The sequence below is a fragment of the Erythrobacter sp. genome (assembly GCF_036351135.1).
In the GTDB taxonomy this organism is placed as follows: Bacteria; Pseudomonadota; Alphaproteobacteria; order Sphingomonadales; family Sphingomonadaceae; genus Erythrobacter.
Genome location: NZ_JAZBON010000032.1, coordinates 62177 through 86681 on the forward strand (window position 1 = coordinate 62177; position 24505 = coordinate 86681).

At 64.4% G+C, this 24505-nt stretch carries 19 protein-coding genes and 1 tRNA gene; 11 read left to right on the forward strand and 9 right to left on the reverse strand.

All coding sequences use genetic code 11. The annotated features are described in order from the left end of the window. Positions 1-107: 107 nt before the first annotated feature. From V2I30_RS12735 to V2I30_RS12745, 3 genes are all read left to right on the forward strand, one after another. Positions 108-4886: an NAD-glutamate dehydrogenase gene (locus V2I30_RS12735; RefSeq protein WP_330662550.1), complete on the forward strand. Its 4779-nt coding sequence runs from the start codon at positions 108-110 to the stop codon at positions 4884-4886. A 71-nt stretch (positions 4887-4957) separates the two neighbouring features. Further along, the gene (locus tag V2I30_RS12740; RefSeq protein WP_330662551.1) at positions 4958-6220 is read left to right on the forward strand and encodes an NAD(P)/FAD-dependent oxidoreductase; all 1263 of its coding nucleotides are present in this window, start codon (positions 4958-4960) and stop codon (positions 6218-6220) included. Between the two features lie 11 nt (positions 6221-6231). Continuing rightward, entirely contained in the window at positions 6232-7392 is a 1161-nt protein-coding gene (locus V2I30_RS12745; RefSeq protein WP_330662552.1) for a CaiB/BaiF CoA transferase family protein, read from the forward strand. On the opposite strand, the gene queG is transcribed toward V2I30_RS12745, so the two are convergent. Beyond that, on the reverse strand, positions 7389-8450 hold the full coding sequence (gene queG, locus V2I30_RS12750) for a tRNA epoxyqueuosine(34) reductase QueG (protein WP_330662553.1): 1062 nt from the start codon (positions 8448-8450) through the stop codon (positions 7389-7391). The two genes, V2I30_RS12745 and queG, sit on opposite strands and share 4 nt — an antisense overlap. Positions 8451-8520: 70 nt before the next feature. Between queG and V2I30_RS12755 the strand changes: the two genes are divergently transcribed. The 4 genes from V2I30_RS12755 (at position 8521) to msrB (ending at position 12824) form a co-directional block, all read left to right on the forward strand. Then, positions 8521-9507: an ABC transporter ATP-binding protein gene (locus tag V2I30_RS12755; RefSeq protein WP_330662569.1), complete on the forward strand. Its 987-nt coding sequence runs from the start codon at positions 8521-8523 to the stop codon at positions 9505-9507. Then, a complete protein-coding gene (locus V2I30_RS12760; protein ID WP_330662554.1) occupies positions 9504-10799 on the forward strand; it encodes an ABC transporter permease in 1296 nt (431 codons plus the stop codon). The genes V2I30_RS12755 and V2I30_RS12760 overlap by 4 nt, the downstream gene beginning before the upstream one ends. 108 nt (positions 10800-10907) lie before the next feature. Beyond that, positions 10908-12245 carry a cytochrome P450 gene (locus V2I30_RS12765; protein ID WP_330662555.1) on the forward strand — a complete coding sequence of 446 codons (1338 nt, stop codon included), beginning with the start codon at positions 10908-10910 and terminating at the stop codon, positions 12243-12245. A 72-nt stretch (positions 12246-12317) separates the two neighbouring features. Next, entirely contained in the window at positions 12318-12824 is a 507-nt protein-coding gene (gene msrB / locus V2I30_RS12770; RefSeq protein WP_330662556.1) for a peptide-methionine (R)-S-oxide reductase MsrB, read from the forward strand. Between the two features lie 13 nt (positions 12825-12837). On the opposite strand, the gene V2I30_RS12775 is transcribed toward msrB, so the two are convergent. The 7 genes from V2I30_RS12775 to V2I30_RS12805 all read right to left on the reverse strand — a co-directional run bounded on the left by V2I30_RS12775 (position 12838) and on the right by V2I30_RS12805 (position 18858). Then, positions 12838-14634 carry a hypothetical protein gene (locus V2I30_RS12775; protein ID WP_330662557.1) on the reverse strand — a complete coding sequence of 599 codons (1797 nt, stop codon included), beginning with the start codon at positions 14632-14634 and terminating at the stop codon, positions 12838-12840. After that, positions 14631-15077, reverse strand: coding sequence for a GtrA family protein (locus tag V2I30_RS12780; protein ID WP_330662558.1), 447 nt, complete (start codon positions 15075-15077; stop codon positions 14631-14633). Before V2I30_RS12780 ends, V2I30_RS12775 begins: the two co-directional genes overlap by 4 nt. After that, positions 15077-16723: an NAD(P)/FAD-dependent oxidoreductase gene (locus V2I30_RS12785; RefSeq protein WP_330662559.1), complete on the reverse strand. Its 1647-nt coding sequence runs from the start codon at positions 16721-16723 to the stop codon at positions 15077-15079. The genes V2I30_RS12780 and V2I30_RS12785 overlap by 1 nt, the downstream gene beginning before the upstream one ends. 188 nt (positions 16724-16911) lie before the next feature. Next, positions 16912-17646 carry a PilZ domain-containing protein gene (locus tag V2I30_RS12790; RefSeq protein ID WP_330662560.1) on the reverse strand — a complete coding sequence of 245 codons (735 nt, stop codon included), beginning with the start codon at positions 17644-17646 and terminating at the stop codon, positions 16912-16914. A gap of 90 nt (positions 17647-17736) precedes the next feature. Further along, positions 17737-17822: transfer RNA gene (locus tag V2I30_RS12795), tRNA-Leu, on the reverse strand. Positions 17823-17996: 174 nt separating this feature from the next. Then, a complete protein-coding gene (locus V2I30_RS12800) occupies positions 17997-18278 on the reverse strand; it encodes an integration host factor subunit beta (RefSeq protein WP_330662561.1) in 282 nt (93 codons plus the stop codon). Between the two features lie 235 nt (positions 18279-18513). Continuing rightward, entirely contained in the window at positions 18514-18858 is a 345-nt protein-coding gene (locus tag V2I30_RS12805) for a GntR family transcriptional regulator (protein ID WP_330662562.1), read from the reverse strand. Between the two features lie 234 nt (positions 18859-19092). Between V2I30_RS12805 and V2I30_RS12810 the strand changes: the two genes are divergently transcribed. From V2I30_RS12810 to V2I30_RS12825, 4 genes are all read left to right on the forward strand, one after another. Next, complete coding sequence (locus V2I30_RS12810; protein ID WP_330662563.1) at positions 19093-20679, forward strand: peptide MFS transporter; 1587 nt, start codon at positions 19093-19095, stop codon at positions 20677-20679. A gap of 106 nt (positions 20680-20785) precedes the next feature. Then, positions 20786-22171: an amidohydrolase gene (locus tag V2I30_RS12815; protein WP_330662564.1), complete on the forward strand. Its 1386-nt coding sequence runs from the start codon at positions 20786-20788 to the stop codon at positions 22169-22171. Continuing rightward, complete coding sequence (locus V2I30_RS12820; RefSeq protein WP_330662565.1) at positions 22168-23538, forward strand: amidohydrolase; 1371 nt, start codon at positions 22168-22170, stop codon at positions 23536-23538. The genes V2I30_RS12815 and V2I30_RS12820 overlap by 4 nt, the downstream gene beginning before the upstream one ends. Further along, entirely contained in the window at positions 23535-24035 is a 501-nt protein-coding gene (locus V2I30_RS12825) for an FKBP-type peptidyl-prolyl cis-trans isomerase (protein WP_330662566.1), read from the forward strand. The genes V2I30_RS12820 and V2I30_RS12825 overlap by 4 nt, the downstream gene beginning before the upstream one ends. Here the strand turns inward: V2I30_RS12825 and V2I30_RS12830 are convergent. Continuing rightward, positions 24032-24379: a winged helix-turn-helix transcriptional regulator gene (locus tag V2I30_RS12830; protein ID WP_330662567.1), complete on the reverse strand. Its 348-nt coding sequence runs from the start codon at positions 24377-24379 to the stop codon at positions 24032-24034. The genes V2I30_RS12825 and V2I30_RS12830 overlap by 4 nt on opposite strands. Between the last annotated feature and the right edge of the window lie 126 nt (positions 24380-24505).

Sequence of the window (24505 nt, forward strand, 5' to 3'; positions counted from 1 at the left end):
CGCCGCCCCCTCACTTGCTTGTAATGGCCCCGGCACGATTCAAACCGGCCGGGACACGATAATTTCACACCCTCCGCCCCGGTGCCGAGGATGCAGGAGTATCGGCAATGAGTGCGAAGTCCGGCGCGAAAAACGCTTCCAAGGCTCCCAAGACCAAAAAGAAGACCTCCACTAAAACCGCGAACAAGACGGCGGGCAGTCCCGCTGCGAAGACCGCTCAGTCCAAGGCCCTCATCAGGGCGATAACCGAGCAACTCGAAGCCTCGATCCTTCCGGGCGACGAGCAGGTGGCGCGCGGCGCTTTGGAAAGCGCGGCGCGGTTCCTGCTCGAAACCGCCCAAAAACGCGCGCCGGCACGCTCGGCCGTGAACTTCGAATCCGACACGAACGAGCGGCGGCTGCGCATCGCAATCATCAATGACGACATGCCGTTCCTGGTCGATTCGATCGCCTCGACCATTACCGCGCACGGCCTCAGCATAGATCAATTGCTGCACCCGGTGGTTTGCGTCGCGCGCGACGAAGAGGGCGAACTGAAGGGGATCGAGAATCAGGGCCTGCAGAAAGGTGCTAGCGAGGAATCGCTGATCTATATCGAGACCCCGCGCGTCGATGCGCGTCAGCGGCGGAAGCTGATCGCCGATCTGCGGATGATGCTCGGCGATGTGCGCGCCGCGGTGACCGACTGGCAGAAAATGCGCGCCGCCATGGAGGAGGATGCAGCGCAGATCGGCGACGAGGAAAGCCGGGCGCTGCTCGAATGGTTGAACAGCGGGATGCTGACCCAGCTCGGGCATCTGACCCGCGACCGCGAGGGCAAGGAAAGCGCCATCTTGGGCATCTGCCGCAAGAGCGCGAAGGCGTTGCTCGCCGATGCGTCCTACGACCTCGCCTTCGACTGGTTCGACAATCCGAAGACCGCGGACGAGCTGCTGATCGTCAAGTCCAACCGGCTGTCCAACGTCCATCGCCGCGTCCCGCTCGACCTGTTCATCGTGCCGTTGCGCGAAGGCGGGGCGAAGGATGGCAAGGTCACGGCGCTCTCGATCCACGCCGGCGTGTGGACCAGCGCCGCGCTCGCCGCGCAGCCCTATGACGTGCCCGTTCTTCGCCGCGCGCTCGGCGATATAACCGAAGCGCTCGATTTCGATCCCAGCGGACATACCGGCAAGGCGCTGGTCCACGCGTTTACCACGCTGCCGCACGATCTGCTGATTGCCTTCGCCGAGGAGGATACCAAGCGGCTCGCGACGGCGATGATGAGCCTCGTCGACCGGCCCCGCCCGCGCCTCGTCCTGGTCCAATCGGCGCTCGAACGTCACGTCTTCGCCTTCGTCTGGCTGCCGCGCGACTACCTCTCGACCGGCACTCGCCTGCAGATCCAGGACCTGCTGACCAAGACCACCGGGCTCGACCTTCTCAGCTGGAGCCTCGAGGTCGAGGGCAGCACGCTGGCGCTGCTCCAGTTCCTGCTCGATTCGCGCAAGGTCGGTACCATGCCCGATGCGCCGCGGATCGAAGGCGAGATCATCGACCTTCTCAAGGGTTGGAACGAAGCGGTCGAAGCGCATCTTGCCGAACATGACGAAAGCGCCCGGGTGACGGCCATCGCGCAGCGTTATGCCGGGGCCTTCCCACCGAGCTACCGCGCGCGCTACGGCGCCAGCGAAGCCGCGCGCGACATCATTGAACTGCGCGCCATCGCCGGCAGCGCCGCTCCCGATCAGCGCACCTGCCGCCTCTATCGCATCGATCACGACCCGGCCAGCGACCTGAGGCTCAAGATCTATCATGCGACCGGCAAGATGGCGCTGTCCGACGCGGTCCCCGCGCTCGAAAATTTCGGTTTCCGGGTGCTGTCGCAAATGCCGACGCGGCTCGACGATGGTCGGCTGGGCACGATCCACGAATTCGCGATCGAGGCGCCGCAAGGGAGCGATGCGGAGACGATGCTGGACCGCGCCGACGCCATCGAAGCCGCGATTGCTGCGGTCCTAAACGGCCAGTCGGAGGACGATCCGTTCAACCGTCTGGTCACCTCGACCACGCTGGGCGCGCGCGAGGCGGTGTGGCTACGCGCGATCTACCGCTATTTGCGCCAGGTCGGCATGGGCTTCACGATCTACACCGTGGTCGATGCGCTGCAACGCGCGCCCAGCGTCACCGGGGCGATCATCGACCTGTTCTGCGCGCGTCACGACCCCTCTTTCGAAGGGGACCGCGACGAGGCGATTGCTTCGGCGATCGCCAGCTATCGGCGCGGTCTCGGTTCGGTCTCGGCGATCAACGACGATCGGCTGCTGAGGCTGTACCGCGCGGTGATCGACGCCGTGCTGCGGACCAACGCTTTCGCACCCGCCGCCAACGAAGCGCTCGCCCTGAAGCTCGATTCGAGCCGCGTCCCGGGCATCCCCAAGCCCGTGCCATGGCGCGAGATCTTCGTCTATTCGCGCCGGGTCGAAGGCATTCACCTGCGCGCCGGGGCGGTCGCACGCGGAGGGCTCAGATGGTCGGACCGGCGCGACGATTTCCGCACTGAGATCCTCGGGCTGATGAAGGCGCAGAAGGTCAAGAACGCGGTCATCGTGCCGACCGGGGCCAAGGGCGGCTTCTATCCCAAGCAGCTGCCCTCCCCCGCGCCTGACCGCGACGCCTGGGCGGCAGAGGGCCAAGCGAGCTACGAGGTCTTCATCCGCACGCTCCTCTCGGTCACTGACAACATCGTCGAGGACCGCGTCGTGCATCCCGAATGCGTCCGCATCCTCGACGGCGAGGATCCCTATTTCGTGGTCGCGGCGGACAAGGGCACCGCGCGCTTCTCCGACGTCGCCAACGCGATCGCCAAAACGCGCGACTTCTGGCTAGACGACGCCTTCGCGAGCGGCGGCTCCAACGGCTATGACCACAAGGCGATGGGCATCACCGCACGCGGCGCCTGGGTCAGCGTGCAACGCCACTTCCTCGAAATGGGCGTCGATGTGCAGAACGACACCATTACCGTGGCGGGCTGCGGCGACATGTCGGGCGACGTCTTCGGCAATGGCATGCTGCTTTCGAAGGCTATCAAGCTCGTCGCCGCCTTCGATCACCGGCACATCTTCATCGACCCCGACCCCGATCCCGCCACCAGCTGGAAGGAACGCGCGCGCTTGTTCGAGCTGCCGCGCTCGAGCTGGGACGATTATGACAAGTCGCTGATCTCGAAGGGCGGCGGGGTCTATTCGCGCGATTCGAAGCGGATCAAGCTGTCGAAGAAGGCGCAGAAGATGCTCGGCATCGAGGAGAAGGAGATCGAGCCCGATGCACTGATCAGCGCCGTGCTCAAGGCGCCGGTCGATCTGTTCTGGTTCGGCGGGATCGGCACCTATGTGAAGTCGGAAACGGAGAACCATGTCGAAGTCGGGGATCCGGCCAACGATCGCCTGCGCGTCGATGCGCGCGACCTGCGCACCAAGGTCATCGGCGAGGGTGCCAATCTCGGTATCACGCAGGCCGGGCGGATCGCTTTCGCGCTGCGCGGTGGGCGCATCAACACCGATTTCATCGACAATTCCGGCGGCGTCGATTGCTCGGACAACGAGGTCAACATCAAGATCGCGCTCGCCGCGGCGCGCCGCAATGGCGAGCTGACCGAGACGCGGCGCAACAATCTTTTGCGGCGTATGACCGACGAGGTTGCCGACATCGTGCTCGAGGATAATCGCCTGCAGGCACTGGCCCTGTCGATCGCCGAAAGCGGCGGCTCGGATGCGAGCGCGGCCTATATCCGGCTGATGGAACAGCTCGAGGATATGCGCCTGCTCGACCGGCAGACCGAGGGGCTTGCCGACAGCGACACGTTCCTGCGCCGCGCCGCCGATGGCCAGGGGCTGACCCGGCCCGAGCTTGCGGTGCTGCTGTCGACCGCGAAGCTCGCGCTGCAGGACGCCATCGAGGAGAGCGGGCTGCCCGACGACCCGGTTCTCGAAAGCAATCTCGTCGCGATGTTTCCCGGGCCGATGCAGGACAAGTTCAAGAGCCAGATCAAGAACCATCAGCTGCGCCGTGAGCTAATCGCGACCGATCTCGCCAACCGGATCGTCAACCGGCTGGGCCTCGTCCACGCCTTCGAATTGCCTGAAGAAGAGGGAGTCGCGCTGAGCGATGTCGCCGCGGCCTTCATCGTGGTCGAGCGGCTGTTCGATCTCAAGGCGCTGTGGCAGGACATCGACGCGCAGCAGATGAACGAGGGCGCACGGCTGCTGTTGCTCGATCGGCTTGCGGCGGCGGTCGGCAATCTCATGTCCGACGTCTTGCGCACGGCCTCCGGCCGGGTCGAGGCCGGCAACATGGTCGAGCGGCTGCGCGGCGGTGTGGAGACGTTGTGCGCGGGGCGCGAGGAGCTGATCCTGGGCGAAACCGCCGAGCGCTCCGACGCGCTACGCACGCTGCTTATCGATCGAGGCGCGCCGCAGGCCTTGGCCAAACGGGTGGCGAACCTGTTCGATTATGACGGTTCGGTCGGGCTCGCGAGCTTGGCGCTGAAGACCGGGATCGACGCGGCCGAGCTGACCCGCGCCTTTGTCGATATCGGCTCGCGCATCGGTCTCGACTGGGCGCAGGGGACGGCGGCGCATATGTCGCCCTCCGATGTCTGGGAACGCCTCTTGGTCGATGGTTTGGCGCGCGATTTCCAGCACATGCGGCTCGACTACCTGCGCCGGCTGATGCGCTCCAAGCTCGGAAAGGAAGATCCGCAGGCTGCGATCGCCAAATGGGCCGAAGGCAATGCCGCGGCGGTCGATCAATTCCGCTCGATGGTGACGCGCGCACAGGCGCATCCTCCCGTCGCTCCCGCCGCGCTCGCCCAGATCGCCAGCCAAGCGCGCAACCTGCTGGAGCGGTAGGCACGCGGAGTTCGCCCATCAAAGGTTCACCTTGACGAGCGCGCCGGTTTCGGGCGAACGCACCGCTTGCTATGAGCGAGAGGGAACAATCGCCGCGCGCCGGATCGACGTCGGCAGACGTGGTAATCGTCGGCACCGGCCATGGCGGCGCGCAGGCGGCGATCGCGTTGCGCCAGCGGGGGCACGAGGGCTCGATCATGCTGATCGGCCGCGAGACGGCGCCGCCCTACGAACGCCCGCCGCTTTCCAAGGAATATCTCGCCGGGGACAAGAGCTTCGACCGGATCATGATCCGGCCCAAAAGCTTCTGGGCGGACAAGGGCATCGAGCTGCGGCTCGGGGCGGGCGTAATTGCGATCGATCCGCGGGCGCACACATTGACCCTCTCCGATGATGCGACCATCGGTTATCGCAAGCTCATCTGGGCCGGCGGCGCCGACCCGCGGCGTTTGGGCGTGCCGGGGGCCAGTTTCAAACGCATCTTCTACGTGCGCGACAAACGCGATGCCGATGCGATGATCCGTGCGCTCGAGGCCGGCGCGCGCCGCGCTGTCGTGATCGGCGGCGGCTATATCGGACTCGAGGCGACGGCGGTCTTGCGCGGACTGGACTGCGAAGTCACCGTCGTCGAGATGCAGGACCGGCTGCTCCCGCGCGTTGCCGGGCGGGATCTGGCGAGCTTTTACGAGGCCCAACACCGCGAGCGGGGGGTGGATTTCCGGCTCGGTACCGAAGTCGCGCAGATCGTCGGAGAGGACGGCGCGGTCGGCGGCGTCACGCTAGGCGACGGTGAGACATTGCCTTGCGACATGGTCGTGGTCGGCATCGGTATCGTGCCCGCAGTCGCGCCGCTGATCGCCGCGGGTGCGGCGGGATCGAACGGGGTCGACGTCGATGTCTATTGCCGCACGACGCTCGATGACATCTACGCGATCGGCGACTGCGCCGCGCATGCGAATCCTTTCGCCGACAGCGCCGTCCTGCGCCTCGAATCGGTTCAGAACGCGCACGACATGGCGAACACCGCCGCCCGCGCGATCATGGGCGAAAAGGAGCCGTATCACGCCCTGCCCTGGTTCTGGTCCAACCAGTATGATTTGAAGCTGCAGACCGCCGGGCTCAATGTTGGCTACGATGCGACCGTCCTGCGCGGTGATCCGGCAGATCGCAGGTTCACCGTCGTCTATCTGCGAGAGGGCCGCCCGATCGCCTTCGACTGCGTCAATATGATGAAGGACTATGTTCAGGGGCGAAAGATGCTCGAAAAGGGCCCCGAGCGGGTTGATATCGAGCTTCTGGCCGATACCGACATTCAGCTGAAGGAGCTGATCTAGGAAATGCGCCGGTGATCGCCCCGTCCGACGGCAAGCCGATGCTCGAAGGGGTGCGCATCGTCGATATGACGAGCGTCGTCTTCGGCCCCTATGCGACCCAGATCCTCGCCGATCACGGCGCCGAAGTCATTAAGATCGAGCCGCCCACCGGCGACGTCTATCGCCACAGCGCCAAGCCGGCGGCTACCAGGGGCATGGCGCCCGGTTTCATCGCGCTCAATCGCGGGAAGAGATCGCTGGTGCTCGATCTCAAGCAGGAGGCGGACGCTGCCCGCCTGCGCGAGATGCTGGGCGAAGCGGACATCTTCATTCATAATGTCCGCGCCGAGGCCATTGCCCGGCTCGGCTTCGATTACGGGGCGGTCAGCGCGCTCAACCGCGACATCATCTACGTCCATTGCGTCGGCTTCGGTTCGGACGGGCCCTATGCGGGTTTGCAGGCCTATGACGACGTCATTCAGGCGGCAACCGGCACCACCTCGCTGCTGCCGCGCGTCGATGGCGATCCGCGCCCGCGCTATTTTCCCTCGCTGATCGCCGACAAGGTGGCGGGGCTTCATGCGGGCTACGCCACGCTCGCTGCGATCGTTCATCGGCTCCGCACCGGCGAGGGCCAGCATGTCGAAGTGCCGATGTTCGAGAGCTTCGCGAGCTTCATGCTCAAGGAGCATCTCGACGCGAAAACCTTCGATCCGCCGAACGGCGATGCCGCCTACGCGCGCCAGATCGATCCCGATCGCCAGCCGTTCGAGACGAGTGACGGCTGGATCAGCATCGTTCCCTATGTGCCGCAGCACTTTCCGATGGTGGTCGGTCTGCTCGGAGACCCCGAGATGGCACGCGAGGAAAGGTTTCAGGACGTGCGTGGGATCCTGAAAGCCGGATCCGAACTCTACCGGCGGATCGGCGAATTGACCAAGGCGAAGAGCACGCAGGAATGCATCGCGATTCTGCGCGAGGCGAACATACCCTGTATGCCCGCCGTAGATCTCGACGACGTGATCGACGACAAACATTTGCGCGCTTCCGGCTTCTTTCAGCGCAGCGAACATCCGAGCGAAGGCCAGCTGTTCCAGATGCGCGATCCGGTGCGCTACGGCGGCTGGGAAGCGGGCGAGCCGGGACACGCGCCGCTCCTGGGCGAAGCAAACGAGGACGAAAAGCCGCACTAGGAAGGGTTTGCGAGCCGGGCCTTTGCCCATCGCGCCGCGTCGGCGACGACCGGGTCAGGATCGTCGAGCAGCGCCTCGACCTGCGGTATCAGGCCCCCATCCCCGCTATTCCCGGCGGCATAAAGGCAGTTGCGCACGAACCGATCCCGCCCGATCCGCTTGATTGGCGAGCCGGAGAAAAGCGCGCGAAAGCCGGTATCGTCCAATGTCAGCAAATCTGCGAGACGCGGCGCTGCAAGCTCTGCGCGGGGCAGGAAGGCCTGCATCGCCTGCGCTTCGTGCGCGAACTTGTTCCACGGGCATACCGCGAGGCAATCGTCGCAGCCATAGATGCGGTTGCCCAAAGCGGCGCGAAACTTCTCCGCGATCGGCCCCTTGTGCTCGATCGTGAGATAGGAAATGCAGCGCCGCGCATCGATCTGGTAGGCCCGCGGAAAGGCGTCGGTCGGGCAGACATCGAGACAGGCGCGGCACGATCCGCAGGCGTCGCGATGCGGCTCGGCCGGTCCCAGTTCGAGCGTTGTGTAGATTGCGCCGAGGAACAGCCAGCTGCCATGTGTGCGGCTGACCAGATTGGTATGCTTGCCCTGCCACCCGATCCCCGCCGCCTCGCCCAACGGCTTTTCCATCACCGGGGCGGTGTCGACGAAGACCTTGACCTCGCATTCCGGCTCGCGCGCTACCAGCCAGCGGGCGAGCGCCTTCAGCCGTTTCTTCACCACATCGTGATAGTCGCGGCCCTGCGCATAGACGGAAATGCGCGCGCGCTCCCGGCACGCCTCCAAAGCCATCGGATCGTGTGAAGGCGCATAGCTCATCCCGAGCGCGATAACGCTGCGCGCTTGCGGCCACAGACCCTTTGGCGAGCGACGATGCTGAAGCCGCGTCTCCATCCACTCCATCGAGCCGTGATGCCCCTCGCCGAGCCATCGTTCGAGCCGCTCAGCTCGCACCGGATCCTCGGCGGCGGCAGCGAACCCGCAGGCGGCAAAGCCGAGCGCGCGGGCCTGTGCCTCAATCGCCTGTTCGAGGTTAAGGCTTACGGCGGTGTTAACCACGTTTGGGGTTGCTCCCGTTCAAACTCGCACGTTAACTCGCGGTTCCATGCATATGCAGGTAGGCGAGGCGATGACGCCAGACAATGCGGCGGCGCACTATGACAGGCGCGAGGTGGACGCGCGTCCGCTGGCGATCGAGGCGCGCGGGCTGGTCAAGAGCTTCGATGGTACGCGCGCGGTCGACGGGGTCGACATCGCCGTTCCCGAAGGCGCGATCTACGGCATTCTCGGCCCCAACGGCGCGGGCAAGACCACGACCTTGCGCATGCTGCTCGGCATTATCGATCCCGACAAAGGGCTGCGCACCGTATTCGGTCACGATCGCCCGCACGATATCGGACGGCTGATCGGCTACTTGCCCGAGGAACGCGGCCTCTACCCGGCGATGAAAGCCATCGAGGCAATCGCCTTCATGGGCGCGCTGCGCGGCCTGCCGCTTGCCGAGGGGCGGCGGCGCGGTCGCGATCTGCTCGAGAGGCACGATCTTGGCCATGCGGCGGAGCGCACGATCAAACAGCTTTCCAAAGGCATGGCGCAGACCGTCCAATTGCTCGGCACGCTCGTTCATCGGCCGCGCCTGGTCGTGCTCGACGAGCCTTTTTCCGGGCTCGATGCGATCAACCAGGGCAAGCTCGAAGGCATGATCCGCCAGCTTGCCGAAGACGGCGTCACCGTCATCTTCTCGACCCACGTCATCCACCACGCCGAACGTCTGTGCGAAGGGGTCGCGATCATCGCCGGGGGGCGCGTGCCCTATGCCGGCAGCGTCGAGACCGCGCGCGATCGCATTCCGGCACAGGTCCGGCTCGAAACCCGCGCGCGCGAAGGCAGCTGGACCGCCGCGCTTCCAGAGGGCACCCGGCGTGAGGGCGACTTCTTCTATTTCGCGCTGCCCGCGACCGGGGTCGAGCCGCTCTTAAAACAGCTTATCGAGGGCAATGCCGGGATTCTTTCCCTGTCGATAGAGCGTGCAGGATTGCACGATGCCTTCGTCTCCATCGCCGGCGAAGCGGCGGCACGGCAACTCCGGGCAGACAATGCGGGAGGCCAGGCATGAGCGCGCTCGAAGCACGGCCTCGCCTGTCGCACCTCGAAGCCGCCTGGGTCATCGCGCGGCGCGACTTCATTGCGGTCCTGTTCAGCCGCGCGTTCCTGTTCTTCCTGATCGGACCTCTTTTCCCCGTGATTGTCGGCGGGCTGGCGGGCAGCATCGGCAGCCAGGTCTCGCGCCAGGCGGTCGCCACCGATGTCGGCATTGCGATGAGCGCGTCCGACAGCGCCGCGATGATTGCGGCCGCCGAGCGCCTCTCCCCGCATCTCGGCGGGGCTGTGCCCAACTTGCGCGAAGTGCCCGAAGCGGCGGGCGACCCCGCTTTCGACGCGCGCGGGTTTCTCGAAGCGCGCCGCGGCAATTACGCGGCCATCGTCACCGGCACTCTCGACCGCCCCGAGGTGGTGGGTACCGAGGGGCAGGTCGGACGCTGGCGCGGCCCGATCGAGCTGATCGCCGCCGAGGCGGCGTCGCCTGCCCCGCTCGCCTTCCCCGCTTCGACCACGGCCACCGTCGCTTCGAGCGCCGCATCGGAGCGCTCGAACCGCATTCACACCGCGCAGGCCGCGCAGATGGTGATGTTCCTTTTGACCATGCTGCTCGCCGGGATGGTGCTGTCCAACCTCGCCGAGGAGAAGGGCAACAAGATCATCGAAATCCTCGCCGCGGCGATCCCGATGGACGCGGTGTTCATGGGCAAGCTGTTCGCGATGCTCGGCGTCTCCTTCGTCGGCATAGCGGTGTGGTTCGCGCTGGGATGGGGCTTCTGGGCGATCGCCGAAGACGCCATCGTCACCGTGACGCAGACCAACTTTCGCGAGCTGCCCGGCCCTGCCGTGGGTTGGAGCACGTTCCTCGCGCTGGGCATCGTCTATTTCTCGATGGCCTACCTGCTTCTGGGCGCGCTGTTCCTGACGATCGGCGCGATGGCCAATTCGGTGCGCGAAGTTCAGACGATGTCGATGCCGGTCACCATGATGCAGCTCATGGTGTTTTTCCTGGCCGCCTACACCATCACCCAGCCGGGTTCGGTGCTCGAAATCTTTGCCATCCTGTTTCCCCTCTCCTCGCCCTTCGCGATGCTCGCGCGCGCTGCGCTGGAGGAAACGATATGGACCCATATCGCGGCGCTCGGTTGGCAGGCCCTGTGGGTCGTGCTGCTGGTCAAGGGTGGCTCCCTGCTGTTCCGCAAGCGCGTGATGAAATCGGGCAATGCGGGACGACGCCATGCCCCGCGCTGGCGCCGCGCGGCGAAACCGCCCGCGCCGCCGCAAGGCGCGGTCGAGCCCGCGGAATAGGTAGCAGTTCGAAACCCACTATTGACATGCCTGTCAGTTAGGGCAGGATGGTCGCATTAAGGGAGATCGACGCCGCGCAATGAGCGTCTCCCCCTCGAGGAGAGAGCCATGGCCACCGCAGCACCCCCGCGTCCGCAAGTCCGTTCATCGCCGAGCGCCTATGAAGCGCTGACCGAGCATTTCAAGGCGCATCCCGAGGAACGGCCCCGGCATACGCACAAATGGGATCTTAGCCGTTCGGACATCTATTTCGAGGACAAGTGGCAGCCGATCGTCGCCGAAATGCAGGCGGCGGGTCCGCTGCACTGGATCCCGGAAAGCCCTTACGGCCCCTATTGGGCGGTGGTCGGCCACAAGGCGATCCAGCATATCGAGGCGCTGCCCGACGTCTTCTCGTCGAGCTGGGAGCATGGCGGGATCACCATTCTCGAACGTCTGAGCGACGAGGAGATCGCCGAGACCGGCACCGACCGGCGCGAATTGCCGATGTTCATCGCGATGGACCGCCCCGAACATACGGGTCAGCGTCGCACCGTCGCGCCCAAGTTCACCCCGTCGGCGATGAAGGACATGGAGCCCGAAATCCGCAAGCGGACAGGCGAGCTGCTCGACACGCTGCCGCGCGGCGAAGTGTTCGACTGGGTCGATACCGTCTCGATCGAACTCACCACCGGGATGCTCGCGATCCTGTTCGGTTTTCCTTGGGAAGATCGCCGCCTGCTCACCTTCTGGTCCGACTGGTCGGGCGACACCGAGCTTGCCACCGTGCGCGAGCTCGACGAGATGCGCTGGAGCTTCCTTCACGAAATGGGCGCCTATTTCCAATCGCTGTGGATCGAGCGCACCCATGACAAGGAACCGGGCGACGATCTCATCAGCATGATGATCCATTCGCCGGCGATGAACCAGATGAGCCCGGAAGAGTTCATGGGCAATCTCGTTCTGCTGATCGTCGGCGGCAACGATACGACGCGCAACTCTATGAGCGGCTTCGTTCACGCGCTCGACAAGTTTCCCGATCAGCGCAAGCTGTTCGAGGAGAACCCCGATGTGATCCCCAACGCGGTTCAGGAAATGCTGCGCATGCAGACCCCGCTCGCGCATATGCGCCGCACATGTACCGAGGACACCGAGGTTTTCGCAAAGACGATCAAGAAGGGCGACAAGGTCGTCCTGTGGTATCTCGCCGCCAATCACGAGGAAGAGATCTTTCCCGATCCCCACACCCTCGACCTGACCCGCGAGAACGCCAAGCGTCACATCGCCTTCGGCTATGGCATTCACCGCTGCGTGGGCGCGCGTCTGGCCGAACTGCAGCTGCGCATCCTGCTCGAAGAGATGCACAAGCGCCGGATGCGGGTGCACGTCGCGGGCGATGTCGAGCGGGTGCGCGCGAACTTCGTCCACGGTTTCCGCAAGCTCGAGGTCGAAATCACGCAGTTCTGAAGGCCGTGAAACTTTTTGGGCGTCGAACACGTAGATAAAGACACCTGCTTCGGCCGAAATGGAACGCTCGCAATGACTTTCACGCCCCCGAACCGCCGCACATTCGTCGCTGGAACCGCGATCGCCGCGCTCGCGCCGTTTGTTGCCGCATGTGGCGGCGGGGTAACGGAGTTACGCAAGGAAAAGCAGTTTCGCGTCAGCAAAAGCGAGGCGCATTGGCGGCGCGAGCTGACCAAAGCCGAATATCGCGTGCTGCGCGATGCCGGCACCGAACGTGCCTATTCCTCACCGCTCGATAAGGAAAAGCGCCGCGGCACATTCGCCTGCGCCGGTTGCGGCAACCCGATCTATTCCTCCGCGCACAAATATGACAGCGGCACCGGCTGGCCCAGCTTCTACAAACCGATAGATCAGGACGCAGTCGGCACCAGCACCGATTACAAGATCGGTTATCCGCGCACTGAGGTGCATTGCGCCGATTGCGGCGGACATCTGGGCCATATTTTCGGCGATGGCCCCCGGCCGACCGGCAAGCGGCATTGCATCAACGGCGTCGCGTTGGACTTCATTCCGGCGTGAAACGGTAAGGCGGTCAGGTTCCCGTCACCCGATAGAGATCGAGACCTGTGTCACCGGGGACCTCGACCGTTTCGAGCCATGCCGGAGCATCGCCTGTCGCGAGCCGCGCTGCAAAGCCCTCCGGCGATATTTCCGCATAGGTGCGCGCTTCTGCCGAGTTGGGGCACATCGCGACATAGGTTGTGCCGCGCGCGCGCAGGGTCGCGCGCGCCTGCTCGCTCGAGCCCAGCGCGGTTGCGATCAACGCGCGCATAGCCTCGTGGCCACGATGATGTCCGGTGGCGACGACGTTATGGTCGCTCTCCAGCAGCAGTCCGGGCGCTATGTCGAGCGGCGCGTAAATCTCGCCGCGCGGCAGCTGCTGCAGGACATGGGCGGCATCGCGCACCCGGCATTGGGTAGCGCGTATGGGCTTGTCCGCGGTAGCTGCGATCGAGGCGCGGGCGGGGATCGCACTGGTCAGCAGCATGGCGGGAATAGCCGGCAGCAGGGCGCAGGCGATCGCGATCATCGCCGCCATGCGCGGGGCCGGCCGATCCATCAGGCGGATCGTGCGCAGCCAGCTGCGCACCTGCCACGCGAGCGGCGGCGCTGCCAGCACGCACGCAAACGCCCCCGCACGCGCTACGAAGAGCGAGACGATCAGCGCGCCTGCGAGGATCAGCGCGTAATCGCTCCAGAAACGACGCAGCCAGTCGCGCGAATGGGTGGCAAGGCTGATTGCGGAGATTAGCCCGATCAGCGGACCGACGAGATATTGTGCCGCCATTGCGATCACCTGATCCCACATCGGACGCCCCTCGAGAATGTTGGCATGCCAATGCCGCGCAACCAGCGGATCGAGGGCGCTGAAACCGCCGCCCGTGGCGCAGAAAGGCGCGGCGACGAGCAGCATGGCGAGCGCGCCACCCCCTGCGAGCGCGAAGCCCGCAACGACCATTCCGCGCGGCGCGGGTTCTGCGCGAGCGGTGAGAGTAAGCACCAGCGCGCCCCAGGCGAACATGGCCAGATGCAGCGGACTGATCGCGTCGCAGTAGGTTGCCGTTAAGCCAATGCCGCGGCTCGCGAGAAACAGGGCGATGCTCGTCACTGCGAGTGACTGCATAGCGGCGACCAGCCAGGTCCGCTCCGCCCGGCTGCGCAGCCAGCGTAGGGCCAGGACCGCGAAGATGATCGCGGTAACCGGCAGGCCCTCGATCGAGATCGAAAGCCAGGCGGCAAGAGACGCCCCGATCGCGAAGCCCCCCAACCGCGCATCGCGCGCCATCAACCCGTTCATCGCGGCGAGCCCGCATACGAATTGCCAGCCGTGATGATCGATCCGCATCGGGGCGAGCTGGAACAGGACCGGGATCGAAATGGCGAGCACCAGCGAGGTCAGTGTCGCCTCCTCCTCGCCGAGGACCCGCCATGCGATCCGCGCGGCGAGCAGCATGACCAGCGCAAGCGTCACCAGCGGGACAATCACCGAAGCGGCGAGTTCCGCCCCGCTCGCGCCAACCAGGGGAGTAAGGAGAAAGATGACAAGCGCGAGCGGCACGTCGACCAGCCGCGACCAGTGCATGGCGACCCCGCCGCCCGCCGCATCGACACGTGACTGGGTGACATCGAACCAACTTTGCCCTGCCAGCAGATCGCGAACCTGGAGGAGGCGCATTATATCGTCGGGATCGGAGTAATGGTGGCCCGCAATCGCAGGCCAGGTGATCGCGATCAGCATGCCGCTCACCAGCGCCCAGGCGAGGCCCACCCGAACCAGCAGTTCGGGCGGAAAAGCGCCGCGTCGCCGTTCGGTCAGTACCGAATTCATGCTTCGCCGACCTGCGGTACGGAACCGCGAAAGACGACACGGCTACGGATCAGCCAGGTCGCAAAAAAGCTGATCGCAATGGCCGCGCCCTTGGCGATGAGGGGTTCGACGCCGCTCCAATCGCCCACGCCGACGATGATCGTGGTGAGCACGAGACCGATCAGCGCAGATGTGACGAACAGCGCTTTCTGACGTGTGCGCGCCATGCCCGGGGCGGCAACATGGCCCTGGAACACCGCACGGCTCGATATCAGCCAGTGCGCCGCGATCCCCAACGAATAGCCCACCGCAGAGGCCGGCGCCGCCGCCGTGCCGATCGCGAGCAGCGCGAGAAAACTCGCCACGTCTATCGCCAGCGCACTTACGCTCGCCGCGACATAGCGCGCGAAACGATCATTCGCGAAGCGCAGCATCAGGGCGGGCAAGGCGGGGAAGCCGGACATCAGGCGCTCTTGCGCACCTCGTTGTTCGCCTCCGAGTGGGTCGAGGCGATCCGTTCTGGCACGCCGCGAAGGCTGGTCAGCGCGGCAATCTGGTCCTCGCTCAGCTGTGTAGCGTCCGTCTCGCGGACCTGTAGGCCGGTTTGCGCGCCCTCATCGCCCGCTTCGTGATATTCCGCGTCTTCGTTGACGCACCAGGTATCGTAGACCCGCTCGCCGGCGAGGATGTTTTCGACCGTCAGCATCGCGGTCATCATCGCATGGTCCTGGTTGTTGTAGCGGTGCATGCCGTTGCGCCCGACGAGGTGGAGCGAGGGATGCTTGTCCTCGAGCTCGCGGCGCATGGCCTCGACATTGGCCTCATAGTCGTCGTCATACACCGGATAGGCCTTTTCCTGGCGAACGACTGCGCCCGACACGACTTTCGCAGGCTCGCAGAGGCCGAGGATTTCCATTTCGCGGGTCGCCTGCGCGACCAGTTCCTCGTCGGAGGAAGACCACAGCCCGTCACCCTCGAAACAGAAATATTCGAGACCGACGCAGGCCATATCCTCGTCGGGCACCATTTCGGGCGACCAGCTGCGGAAATTCTGCACCCGGCCTACAGCCACGCGGTCATCGTGAATGTAGATCCAGTTGTCGGGGAAGAGGTCCTCGCTCTTCACCATCAAGGCGACGGTCAGGAAGTCGCGGTAACGCAGCTTGTCCGCCTGAAGCGTCGATTGCGGGAGCGGATGGATTCGCTTGGAAAGCTCGCGCATGGGCGCGGAACTGATGACATCGCGCGCGCGGATCGTGGCATCGCCGCCCGGACCGCTGGCGCTCATCGACCAGTCATAGCCTTCATCGTTCGGGCCGATCTTGGCGAGGCGTTCTAGCGCGTGGCCCATCAGGACCTCGCCCTTGCCGGTCTCCTCGATATGGCGCTTTGCCGAGTCCCACATCATCCCCGGGCCAAGCCGCGGATAGCGGAAGGTTTCGAGCAGGGTCTTCACTTCCTGCCCGTCATTCGGTTTCTTGTTAAGGCCGAGCGAGCGCTTGATCCCGTCGGTCACCGCGTTCCAGAGCGAGAGACCCTTGATGCGCTGCGCCGCCCAGTCCGCGCTCATTTCGTCGCACGGCATACCCCACACCTTCTCGGTGTAGGTCTTGAAGAAGATCGAATAGAGCTTGTGGCCGAACTGATTGGTGGTCCAGTCCTCGAAGCTCTTCACATCTTTGATCGGGAAAAGCTTGTAGCGAAGATAGCTGACCATGCAGGCGGTCGAACGCAGGATGCCGAGATTGCCGAGCGCCTCGAAGGCGCGCAGCGGGTAGGAGTAAAACTTGCCCTCGTAGTAGATGCGGCTCATGCGCGGGCGCTGGATGAAATCGACGGGCAGGATCTCGTTCCACAGGTCGACGACCTGCTGAGATTTCGAGAAGAAGCGGTGCCCGCCGATGTCGAAGCGGTAGCCTTCGTGTTCGACCGTGCGGCTGATGCCGCCGACATAGGTCTTGTCCTTCTCGATGATGACGACCGACTTGCCCGCCTTGGTCAGAAGATAGCCCGCGGTAAGGCCCGCCGGGCCTGCGCCGACGATCGCGACATCGCAGTCGATCGTGCCTCGCTGCGCTGCGTCCGTCTGGATTGTGGACCCCGACGCCATGCTTTGCCCCCGTGTTTCGTCCGATGCGCGTTCGATCGCACCTGGTTCGTTTCCCGGAGTGAAGGAAATTGGTTAGCGAGACGTAAACTTCGGCGCCCAGTCCCGCGAAAAATACCTAGGTGGGGGCGGGGACCGAGGCCGGCCTCAGGCTAGGGTGCTATATATCGCTTGCCCTGCCAGTTGGTCACTCAGCAGAGCAGGTCCGGACATTGCAGCTGCGCTGCAAGCCGGGCGAAGTCCGACAGGGTCAGGGTGTCGTCAAATACAACGCCATATTCCCGGTTGCGTCGCCAGCGGACCTTGGCGCGCACCTCGCCGAAAGGGATCGATTTGTCCGGGCACGAAAGCCTCAGGGTCTGGTCGATCGCGAACAATTTGTCGCATTCGAACCGTGCGCCCTGCTGCGAGAGATTTTCGACGACCCCCTCGCATGTCTCGGTGAGCGTGGCGATGCCGATCGGGAAGACCAGACCGAGCCTCAGCCCGCGCTTAGGAAACTGGCCCACCTCGTTTATCAGCTTGTCGACATCGACCTCGGCGGCGAATTCGAACCCCGCTTCGAGCTCTTTCTTCCACACGGTGACCAATTCGTAGATGCTGCCGCCGGGCATGTGCAGCTCGATCGGATCGCCCGCCGGCAACTTGTGGAACAGCCGGATGCTGATCCCCGACTGAGAAACATCGCGCAGCACGCAGACGAATTCTCCAGACGAGGTGACGAGCTTGGCCGCGCGGATAAGAAGTGTAACGCGCGGAGCAGCGCGCGCTTCGTCCTCGCCGGCTACCGGACTCGCCCCGTCGCCGATCGCGCGACTGTCCTCTTGCGCGTCCCACCAGGAAGCTGCGCCTGCTTCCTCGCATAACCGCCGGTCGATGCCTGCCTGTTCCATATCGCCCATCCAACGCGCGCTTTCGGCAGCCATTCTGGCTTCCTTGCGAGCGATAGCACGCGTGCCTGTGTGACCCGTATCTCGCAGGCTGAGAGTAGGATCGAGGGGTTAAAGCGGGGATAATGGTGCGGGTGGTGGGACTCGAACCCACACGAGTAAGAACTCAGGGGATTTTAAGTCCCCGGCGTCTACCATTCCGCCACACCCGCGCGGCAACGAAGCGTCGTTTCGCCCGCTGGAAATTGCGACGGCTGAACGCGCGGCGAGCGAACGAAGCGTCCGGCCACACGGCAAGCGCGTTGCACGATGGCGATAGCAGAGGTCCGCTACCAAGCAACCGGCCAGACGTCGCCGCGCAACTTCGCAGTTGCAACTGTGGGAGGCTATTCCTCGTTCAGGCGCTTCTTGATTTCCTTGCCAGCCTTGAAATAGGGCACCCGCTTCGCCGGCACTTCCACCGCATCGCCGGTGCGCGGATTGCGTCCGGTGCGCGCCTCGCGCTTACGCGTCGAAAAGGCACCGAAGCCGCGCAGTTCGACCCGCCCGCCTTCGGCCAGGCGCTCGGCAATCTCTTCGAAGAAGACATCGACCACCTGTTCGATCTCTTCGGCACGCAATTCCGGATTGTCCTTGTGCAGTTGCTGCAACAATTCGGATCGTATCATAAAAAATTCCCCGTCAGTGTGCAGTTCCTGCACGTCGCTTCCGTCCGCCTTTCGAGATGCGCGCATCGCAGTCGCGCCCATCTTCGCGGTCTAAGCCCGAGAGCTTTGGAAACGCTGGCATATTGTCAGAAGCCGCCCCCACCCGCAAGCAGCGTGCCACTGCTTCGTTCGCGCCGTTGGTAGCCTAGCCCTAACCAGACGCAATGTGTCTTGCGTCCGCCCAACCGGTCACGGCTCAGCTTTCTTCGAGCAATCGTGCCGGATCGATGCCCAGCCGCTCCATCCGCGCGCGAATGTCGGGCCACTCCTCCGCGAGGAACAGATCGCGCTCGCGCCTGCGCAGCGCGCTCGCCGCGCCGCGGACGACATACATCCCGACCCCGCGCTGCACCTCGACCAGGCCATCGTTCTGAAATTGCTGGTAAGCCTTGGCGACGGTCAGCGGATTGGCACCTTGTTCGGCCGCAAGCGCACGCACCGAGGGGAGCATCTCGCCTTCCGCATATTCGCCTTCCAAGATTGCCGCCGCGATCTGATCGCGCAGCTTGAGATAGACGGGTCGCGATGGGGAACCTGGCATAAGGTGCATCAGTGACATAATACAGCCATTCGGGTCAAGCTCTCATCCGGCCAAGCCCTCGCCCACGATGCAGGCGGCGCCCCCTCGCCGTTCAGCGAAACAAAAGCTTCACACCGATAATTTCAACGCTAGGGTGCGGGCCATCACGGTGGGCAGGCCGAGAGCGCCCCCATTCGAGCCGCGTAAAGCCTCGCTTTGGGCCGCCGACCTGACAAAGAGGGATATCGAGACAGTATGGCCACGCAAAGCTTACCGCATGGCGACAGCGCCGGCACGATCATGGGGCACCCAAAGGGGCTGTTCGTGCTGTTCTTTGCAGAGATGTGGGAGCGCTTTTCCTATTATGGAATGCGTGCGCTGCTGATCTTCTATCTGGTTCAGCACTGGCTGTTCACCGACAGCGAGGCCTCGATCATCTACGGTGCTTACACCGCACTTGTCTACATCGCGCCGGTCGTCGGCGGCTATCTCGCCGACCGCTATCTCGGGCAGCGCAAGGCGGTCCTGTTCGGAGCCATCCTGTTGACTTTCGGCCATTTTTTTATGGCATTCGAAGGTGATGGCGGGCAGCAGACCGCCATCATCAATGTCTTTTGGCTTGCCCTTGCGCTGATCATCGTCGGATCGGGCTTTCTCAAGGCGAATATCTCGGTAATGGTCGGACAGCTTTATCCGCGCACCGATATCCGCCGCGACCCCGCCTACACAATCTTCTACATGGGGATAAATCTCGGGGCGGCCGCGGGCTCGCTATTGTGCGGCTATCTCGGCATGCATCCGGACTGGGGCTGGTCCTGGGGTTTCGGCGCCGCCGGGATCGGCATGCTGCTCGGCCTCGTCGTTTTTATCTGGGGCAAGCCTTTGTTGCTTGGCCGAGGCGAACCCAAGGATCCAGCGAAGCTCGCAGGCGGCAGGGAATGGGTCATCTACGGCGCCGGCCTTGCCATGGTCGCCCTATGCTGGCTCGCTATCCAGTATCAGGAGCTCGTGGGCTGGGTGCTGGCGATCTTCGGTCTTGCTCTTGTCGCCTACGTGCTCTTCATCGCGGTGGCGAGACTACACCCGCATGAACGCGATCGCATCTTTGCCGCGATGTTCCTTATCTTCGTGTCGATCGTTTTCTGGGCGCTGTTCGAACAGGCCGGATCCTCGCTCAACCTCTTCACCGATCGTCACGTCGATACAGGCGGCGTCCCGGCTGCGATGTTCCAGTCGATCAACGCGATCTATATCGTGCTGCTGGCACCCGTCTTCGCGGCTGTGTGGACATGGCTCGCGCGGCGCGGCTGGGAACCTTCAACGCCAATGAAGTTTGGACTTGGCGTGATACAGGTCGGGCTCGGCTTCCTGGTTCTCGTCTGGGGATCGCAATCGGTCGGCATCAGCGTCGCTACGCCCGTCCTTTTTATTTTCCTCATCTATCTGCTTCACACGACGGGTGAGCTTTGCCTTTCTCCCGTCGGACTAAGCGCGATGAACAGGCTTTCGCCCGCTCATATGGCCTCGCTCATCATGGGGACGTGGTTCTTCGCCTCGGCCACCGGCAACTTCGCCGCCGGGCTGATCGCTGCGGCGACAGGCGCGGAAGGCGTGGGCGAGGAAGCGGGCAAGCAGGTTGTCCTCGACGTCTATTCGACCGTGGGCTGGTATGCGGTCGCGATCGGTGTCGGCGTCATGGTCATTAGCCCGCTTGTCAAGAAGCTGATGCATCTCGACACGCTGAAGGACGATGAAGCAGTCGATCACCTTCCGGGCGAGACCGAAGCGGGCCTCGAACCTCAGGAGGCCGGTTTCAACAATCCGGACCTGCGCCGCACCTGATTTCACTTTGTGTCGAACGCACTGGACAACCCCTCTTTTCCGCGCGATTGCTCAGCCATCGGGCGGAAAAGAGGGGAAGCCAGTGCATTACAAGACACAAGGTATCATGGGTCGCCGCGCTCGTGCGATCGTTGTCGCCGTGTCGGCGCTGACGCTCGCAGCATGCGCGACGACCGGCACTGCGCGCGCTTCGGACGAAGACGATCCCCGCTTTACTGCGATGACGGAGGACGAAGGCCCCTTCGCTTCGACCTATCAGCGCTATCCCGGCCGACCCACCGCGCTGGTTGGTGCAACCGTCTTCGACGGTGCGGGCGGCATGATCGGAAACGGCACCGTCCTTTTCCGCGATGGCGAAGTGGTCGAAGTGGGCGTCGGCCTCGCGACCGATGGCTATGACGTGATCGATGGCAGCGGCAAGTTCGTCACTCCCGGCATCATCGACATTCACTCGCATCTCGGCGACTACCCCACCCCGTCGGTCGATGCGCATAGCGACGGAAACGAAGCGACCGCGCCGACCACGCCCAACGTCTGGGCCGAACATTCGGTCTGGCCGCAGGACCCGGGCTTCTCCCGCGCGCTCGCCAATGGCGGGATCACCGCACTGCAGATCCTCCCCGGCTCGGCCAACCTCATGGGCGGGCGCAGCGTGACGCTAAAGAACGTGCCAGCGCGGACCGTTCAGGGCATGAAGTTCCCCGGCGCTCCCTATGGCTTCAAGATGGCCTGCGGCGAGAACCCTAAGCGCGTCTACGGCAATCGCGGCCGCACGCCCTCGACCCGCATGGGCAACTTCGCCGTCAATCGTCAGACCTGGTACGAGGCGATCGACTACGCCAACGACGGAGACGCCAAGCGCGACCTCGGGAAAGAGACGCTGGTCGGGGTGCTCGAAGGCGAAATCCTCGTTCACAACCACTGCTACCGCGCCGATGAGATGGCGCTCGTCATGGATATGGCGAAAGAGATCGGATACCGCATCTCCGCCTTCCACCACGCGGTCGAAGCCTACAAGATCGGCGATCTCCTGCGCGAGAACGAGGTGTGCAGCGCGATCTGGGCGGACTGGTACGGCTTCAAGATGGAGGCCTATGACGGCATCCTCGAAAACGCCGCTTACCTCCAGCGCGAAGGCGCCTGCGTCGTGATCCATTCCGACGATGAAAACGACATCCAGCGCCTCAACCAGGAAGCCGCCAAGGCACAGGCCGCGGGGCGCCGCGTGGGGATCGAGATCAGCGATGCGACCGCGGTCCAGTGGATCACGCTGAACGCGGCCAAGGCGATGGGGATCGACGAGATGACCGGCAGCCTCGAGCCCGGAAAAATGGCCGATGTCGTGCTGTGGAACGGCGATCCGTTGAGCGTCTATTCGCGGCCGGAAAAGGTCTGGGTCGACGGCGCGCTGATGTACGACATGATGGATAGAAAGCGGCGGCCGGTGAGCGATTTCGAGCTCGGCCAGCCAGGAGAGGGAGACGTCAAATGAAGAGTCTTCTGACCCTCGCCGCCTCCGCTCTCGCCCTTTGCAGCGCGCCTGCTGCGGCTCAGGATATGGTCATTACCAACGCGACCGTCGCGCTGGGAGATGGTAGTGAGCCGATCGAAAACGCGACGGTCGTGGTGCGCGGCGGGCAGGTCGTCTCCGCCGGCGCCGGTATCGCCGCGCCAGCCGATATCCCGGCGATGGATGCAAACGGCGCTTGGGTTACGCCCGGCCTTTTCGCAACCGTCAGCACGCTTGGCATTTGGGATGTGGGTGCGGTTAACGAGTCCAACGACCAGCGCGCTTCGGACGCGCCGTTCGGCGCCGCGCTCGATACCGCGCCGATCGTCAATCCCAACGCGCAGCATATCGCGATCAGCCGCGCCGCCGGGGTCACCCGCGCGGCGACCGCAACGCTGCCTTCGGCCTCGATCTTCGGCGGGCAAGGTGCGATTATCGACCTCGATGGCGACGCTTCACCAGTGATGCGCCCGCGGGCCTTCCAGATGGTGGCGTTGGGCGAATATGGCGCGCGGATCGCAGGCGGCAGCCGCGCGGCGACGCACACGCTCTTGCGGAACGCTCTGCGCGAAGCGGGCAGTTTCGGCGACGCCGCGCGGATTCCGGCGGGCGGCCGGGCGCGCGATGTGCGCACGGTCGACGACATCCCGATCGACCCGCGTCTCGCTGGAGTAGAAACCGAGCGTGCAGGCGACGCGCTCCTCACCCGCTTCGACGCCGCCGCCCTAGTGCCCGTCGTGCGCGGAGAGCAGCCGCTCTATGTCTGGGTTGAGCGCGCATCGGACATCCTATCGGTCCTCTCGCTGCGCAGCGAGTTTCCCGATCTCGACCTCGTTCTCGTGGGCGTCAGCGAGGGCTGGCTGGTCGCAAACGAAATCGCTGCTTCGGGGGTGCCAGTAATCGCGGACAGCCTCGACGATCTGCCCGAACGCTTCGAGCAGCTAGCCGCGACGCAGAGCAATGTCGGGCGGTTGGTCGATGCGGGCGTCACCGTCGCGCTTAATGCGACCGGCCTGAGGCACAATCACCGCATCTCGCAATATGCTGGCAACCTCGTTGCGCTGAACAATGTTCCCGGCGCCACCGGCCTCAGCTGGGGCGAAGCCTTCGCTTCGATCAGCTCGATCCCGGCTGCGATCAGCGGGTATGAGGGGCAATTGGGCGTGCTCGCCCCGGGCGCGGTTGGAGACGTCGTCATCTGGGACGGCGATCCGCTCGAACCCAGCAGCGTGCCCACCCGTGTCTTCATTGGCGGGGTCGAGCAACCGCTCGTCAATCATCAGAGCCGCCTGCGCGATCGCTACCGCGATCTCGACGAAAGCGATCTTCCCAAGGCGTATGACTGGTGAGGGGCGCTGCACTTTTCGCCGCTCTTGCGCTTTTGACACCGGGCGCGGCCCTCGCCGAGGCGCATGACGAAGCGGATCCGGTCGCCGAGGCCGAGGCGCAGCGCGCCTTTCTCAACGCGCAGCAGGCCTATCTCTCGGGGCTCATGGCAAAGGATGGCTGGTACACCGGTGAGGGCGGGCTCAAATACCGCTATGTCGACTATCGCGGCACCGGGCCGAGCCCCGAGGTCTCCGATACGGTGACGGTGCACTATGCGGGCACCTTCATCGATGGCGAGACCTTCGACAGCTCGTTCGATAGAGGACAGCCGGCGACCTTCCCGCTGGGCGGCCTCATCCCTGCATGGCAGATCGCAATCCCGATCATGCATATGGGCGAAACCATCGAGATCGCAGCGCCTTCGACCATCGCCTATGGCCCGCGCGGAAAAGGCCCCATACCGGGCGGCGCGACTTTGTTGTTCAGGATCGAATTGCTCGGGATCGAGGGCCGCTAGGACGCAGGCCAGCGCGCGGGTGCTTCGCCATCCTCGAACAGGTGCTCGGCGCCCCACTGCGCCATCTCGCGATACATCGGAGTAAGCGCTTTCGCGCTGTCAGTGAGGACATAGCGCGCGCGCTTGCCGCGGGGAGGGTCGCGCCGCATCAGTCCCGCCTCCTGAAGGATCGCCAGCCGCGAGGTCAGTGCTGCACGGTTGATCCCCAGCCTCTCGATGAAATCCTCGAACCGCTCCGCGCCGAAGAATGCCTCGCGCAGGATCAGCAGCACCCAGCGATCGCCGAGCACGCGCGCGGCCCTGCCTACGGGGCATGGCGAGCGGGAGGGCTGGTAGGTCTTCATCGCGCGGATCCTTCCTGAAGGTCTGCATATCAGACTTGGCAGCCGCGCTGGCAAGAGGCATAAAGTCTGCGAATCAGACTTTATGGAGAACAACATGGCCCAGACCCGTTTCGACAGCCCCGAAGC

Bases quoted from the DNA above. Each gene is read 5' to 3' on its own strand.
- V2I30_RS12765 (WP_330662555.1), top strand. From the start codon at position 10,908: ATGGCCACCGCAGCACCCCCGCGTCCGCAAGTCCGTTCATCGCCGAGC.
- V2I30_RS12820 (WP_330662565.1), top strand. From the start codon at position 22,168: ATGAAGAGTCTTCTGACCCTCGCCGCCTCCGCTCTCGCCCTTTGCAGC.
- V2I30_RS12805 (WP_330662562.1), bottom strand. From the start codon at position 18,858: ATGCCAGGTTCCCCATCGCGACCCGTCTATCTCAAGCTGCGCGATCAG.
- V2I30_RS12810 (WP_330662563.1), top strand. From the start codon at position 19,093: ATGGCCACGCAAAGCTTACCGCATGGCGACAGCGCCGGCACGATCATG.
- V2I30_RS12785 (WP_330662559.1), bottom strand. From the start codon at position 16,723: ATGGCGTCGGGGTCCACAATCCAGACGGACGCAGCGCAGCGAGGCACG.
- V2I30_RS12800 (WP_330662561.1), bottom strand. From the start codon at position 18,278: ATGATACGATCCGAATTGTTGCAGCAACTGCACAAGGACAATCCGGAA.
- msrB (WP_330662556.1), top strand. From the start codon at position 12,318: ATGACTTTCACGCCCCCGAACCGCCGCACATTCGTCGCTGGAACCGCG.
- V2I30_RS12830 (WP_330662567.1), bottom strand. From the start codon at position 24,379: ATGAAGACCTACCAGCCCTCCCGCTCGCCATGCCCCGTAGGCAGGGCC.
- V2I30_RS12760 (WP_330662554.1), top strand. From the start codon at position 9,504: ATGAGCGCGCTCGAAGCACGGCCTCGCCTGTCGCACCTCGAAGCCGCC.
- V2I30_RS12790 (WP_330662560.1), bottom strand. From the start codon at position 17,646: ATGGCTGCCGAAAGCGCGCGTTGGATGGGCGATATGGAACAGGCAGGC.
- V2I30_RS12775 (WP_330662557.1), bottom strand. From the start codon at position 14,634: ATGAATTCGGTACTGACCGAACGGCGACGCGGCGCTTTTCCGCCCGAA.
- V2I30_RS12740 (WP_330662551.1), top strand. From the start codon at position 4,958: ATGAGCGAGAGGGAACAATCGCCGCGCGCCGGATCGACGTCGGCAGAC.
- V2I30_RS12755 (WP_330662569.1), top strand. From the start codon at position 8,521: ATGACGCCAGACAATGCGGCGGCGCACTATGACAGGCGCGAGGTGGAC.
- V2I30_RS12780 (WP_330662558.1), bottom strand. From the start codon at position 15,077: ATGTCCGGCTTCCCCGCCTTGCCCGCCCTGATGCTGCGCTTCGCGAAT.
- V2I30_RS12735 (WP_330662550.1), top strand. From the start codon at position 108: ATGAGTGCGAAGTCCGGCGCGAAAAACGCTTCCAAGGCTCCCAAGACC.
- V2I30_RS12815 (WP_330662564.1), top strand. From the start codon at position 20,786: ATGGGTCGCCGCGCTCGTGCGATCGTTGTCGCCGTGTCGGCGCTGACG.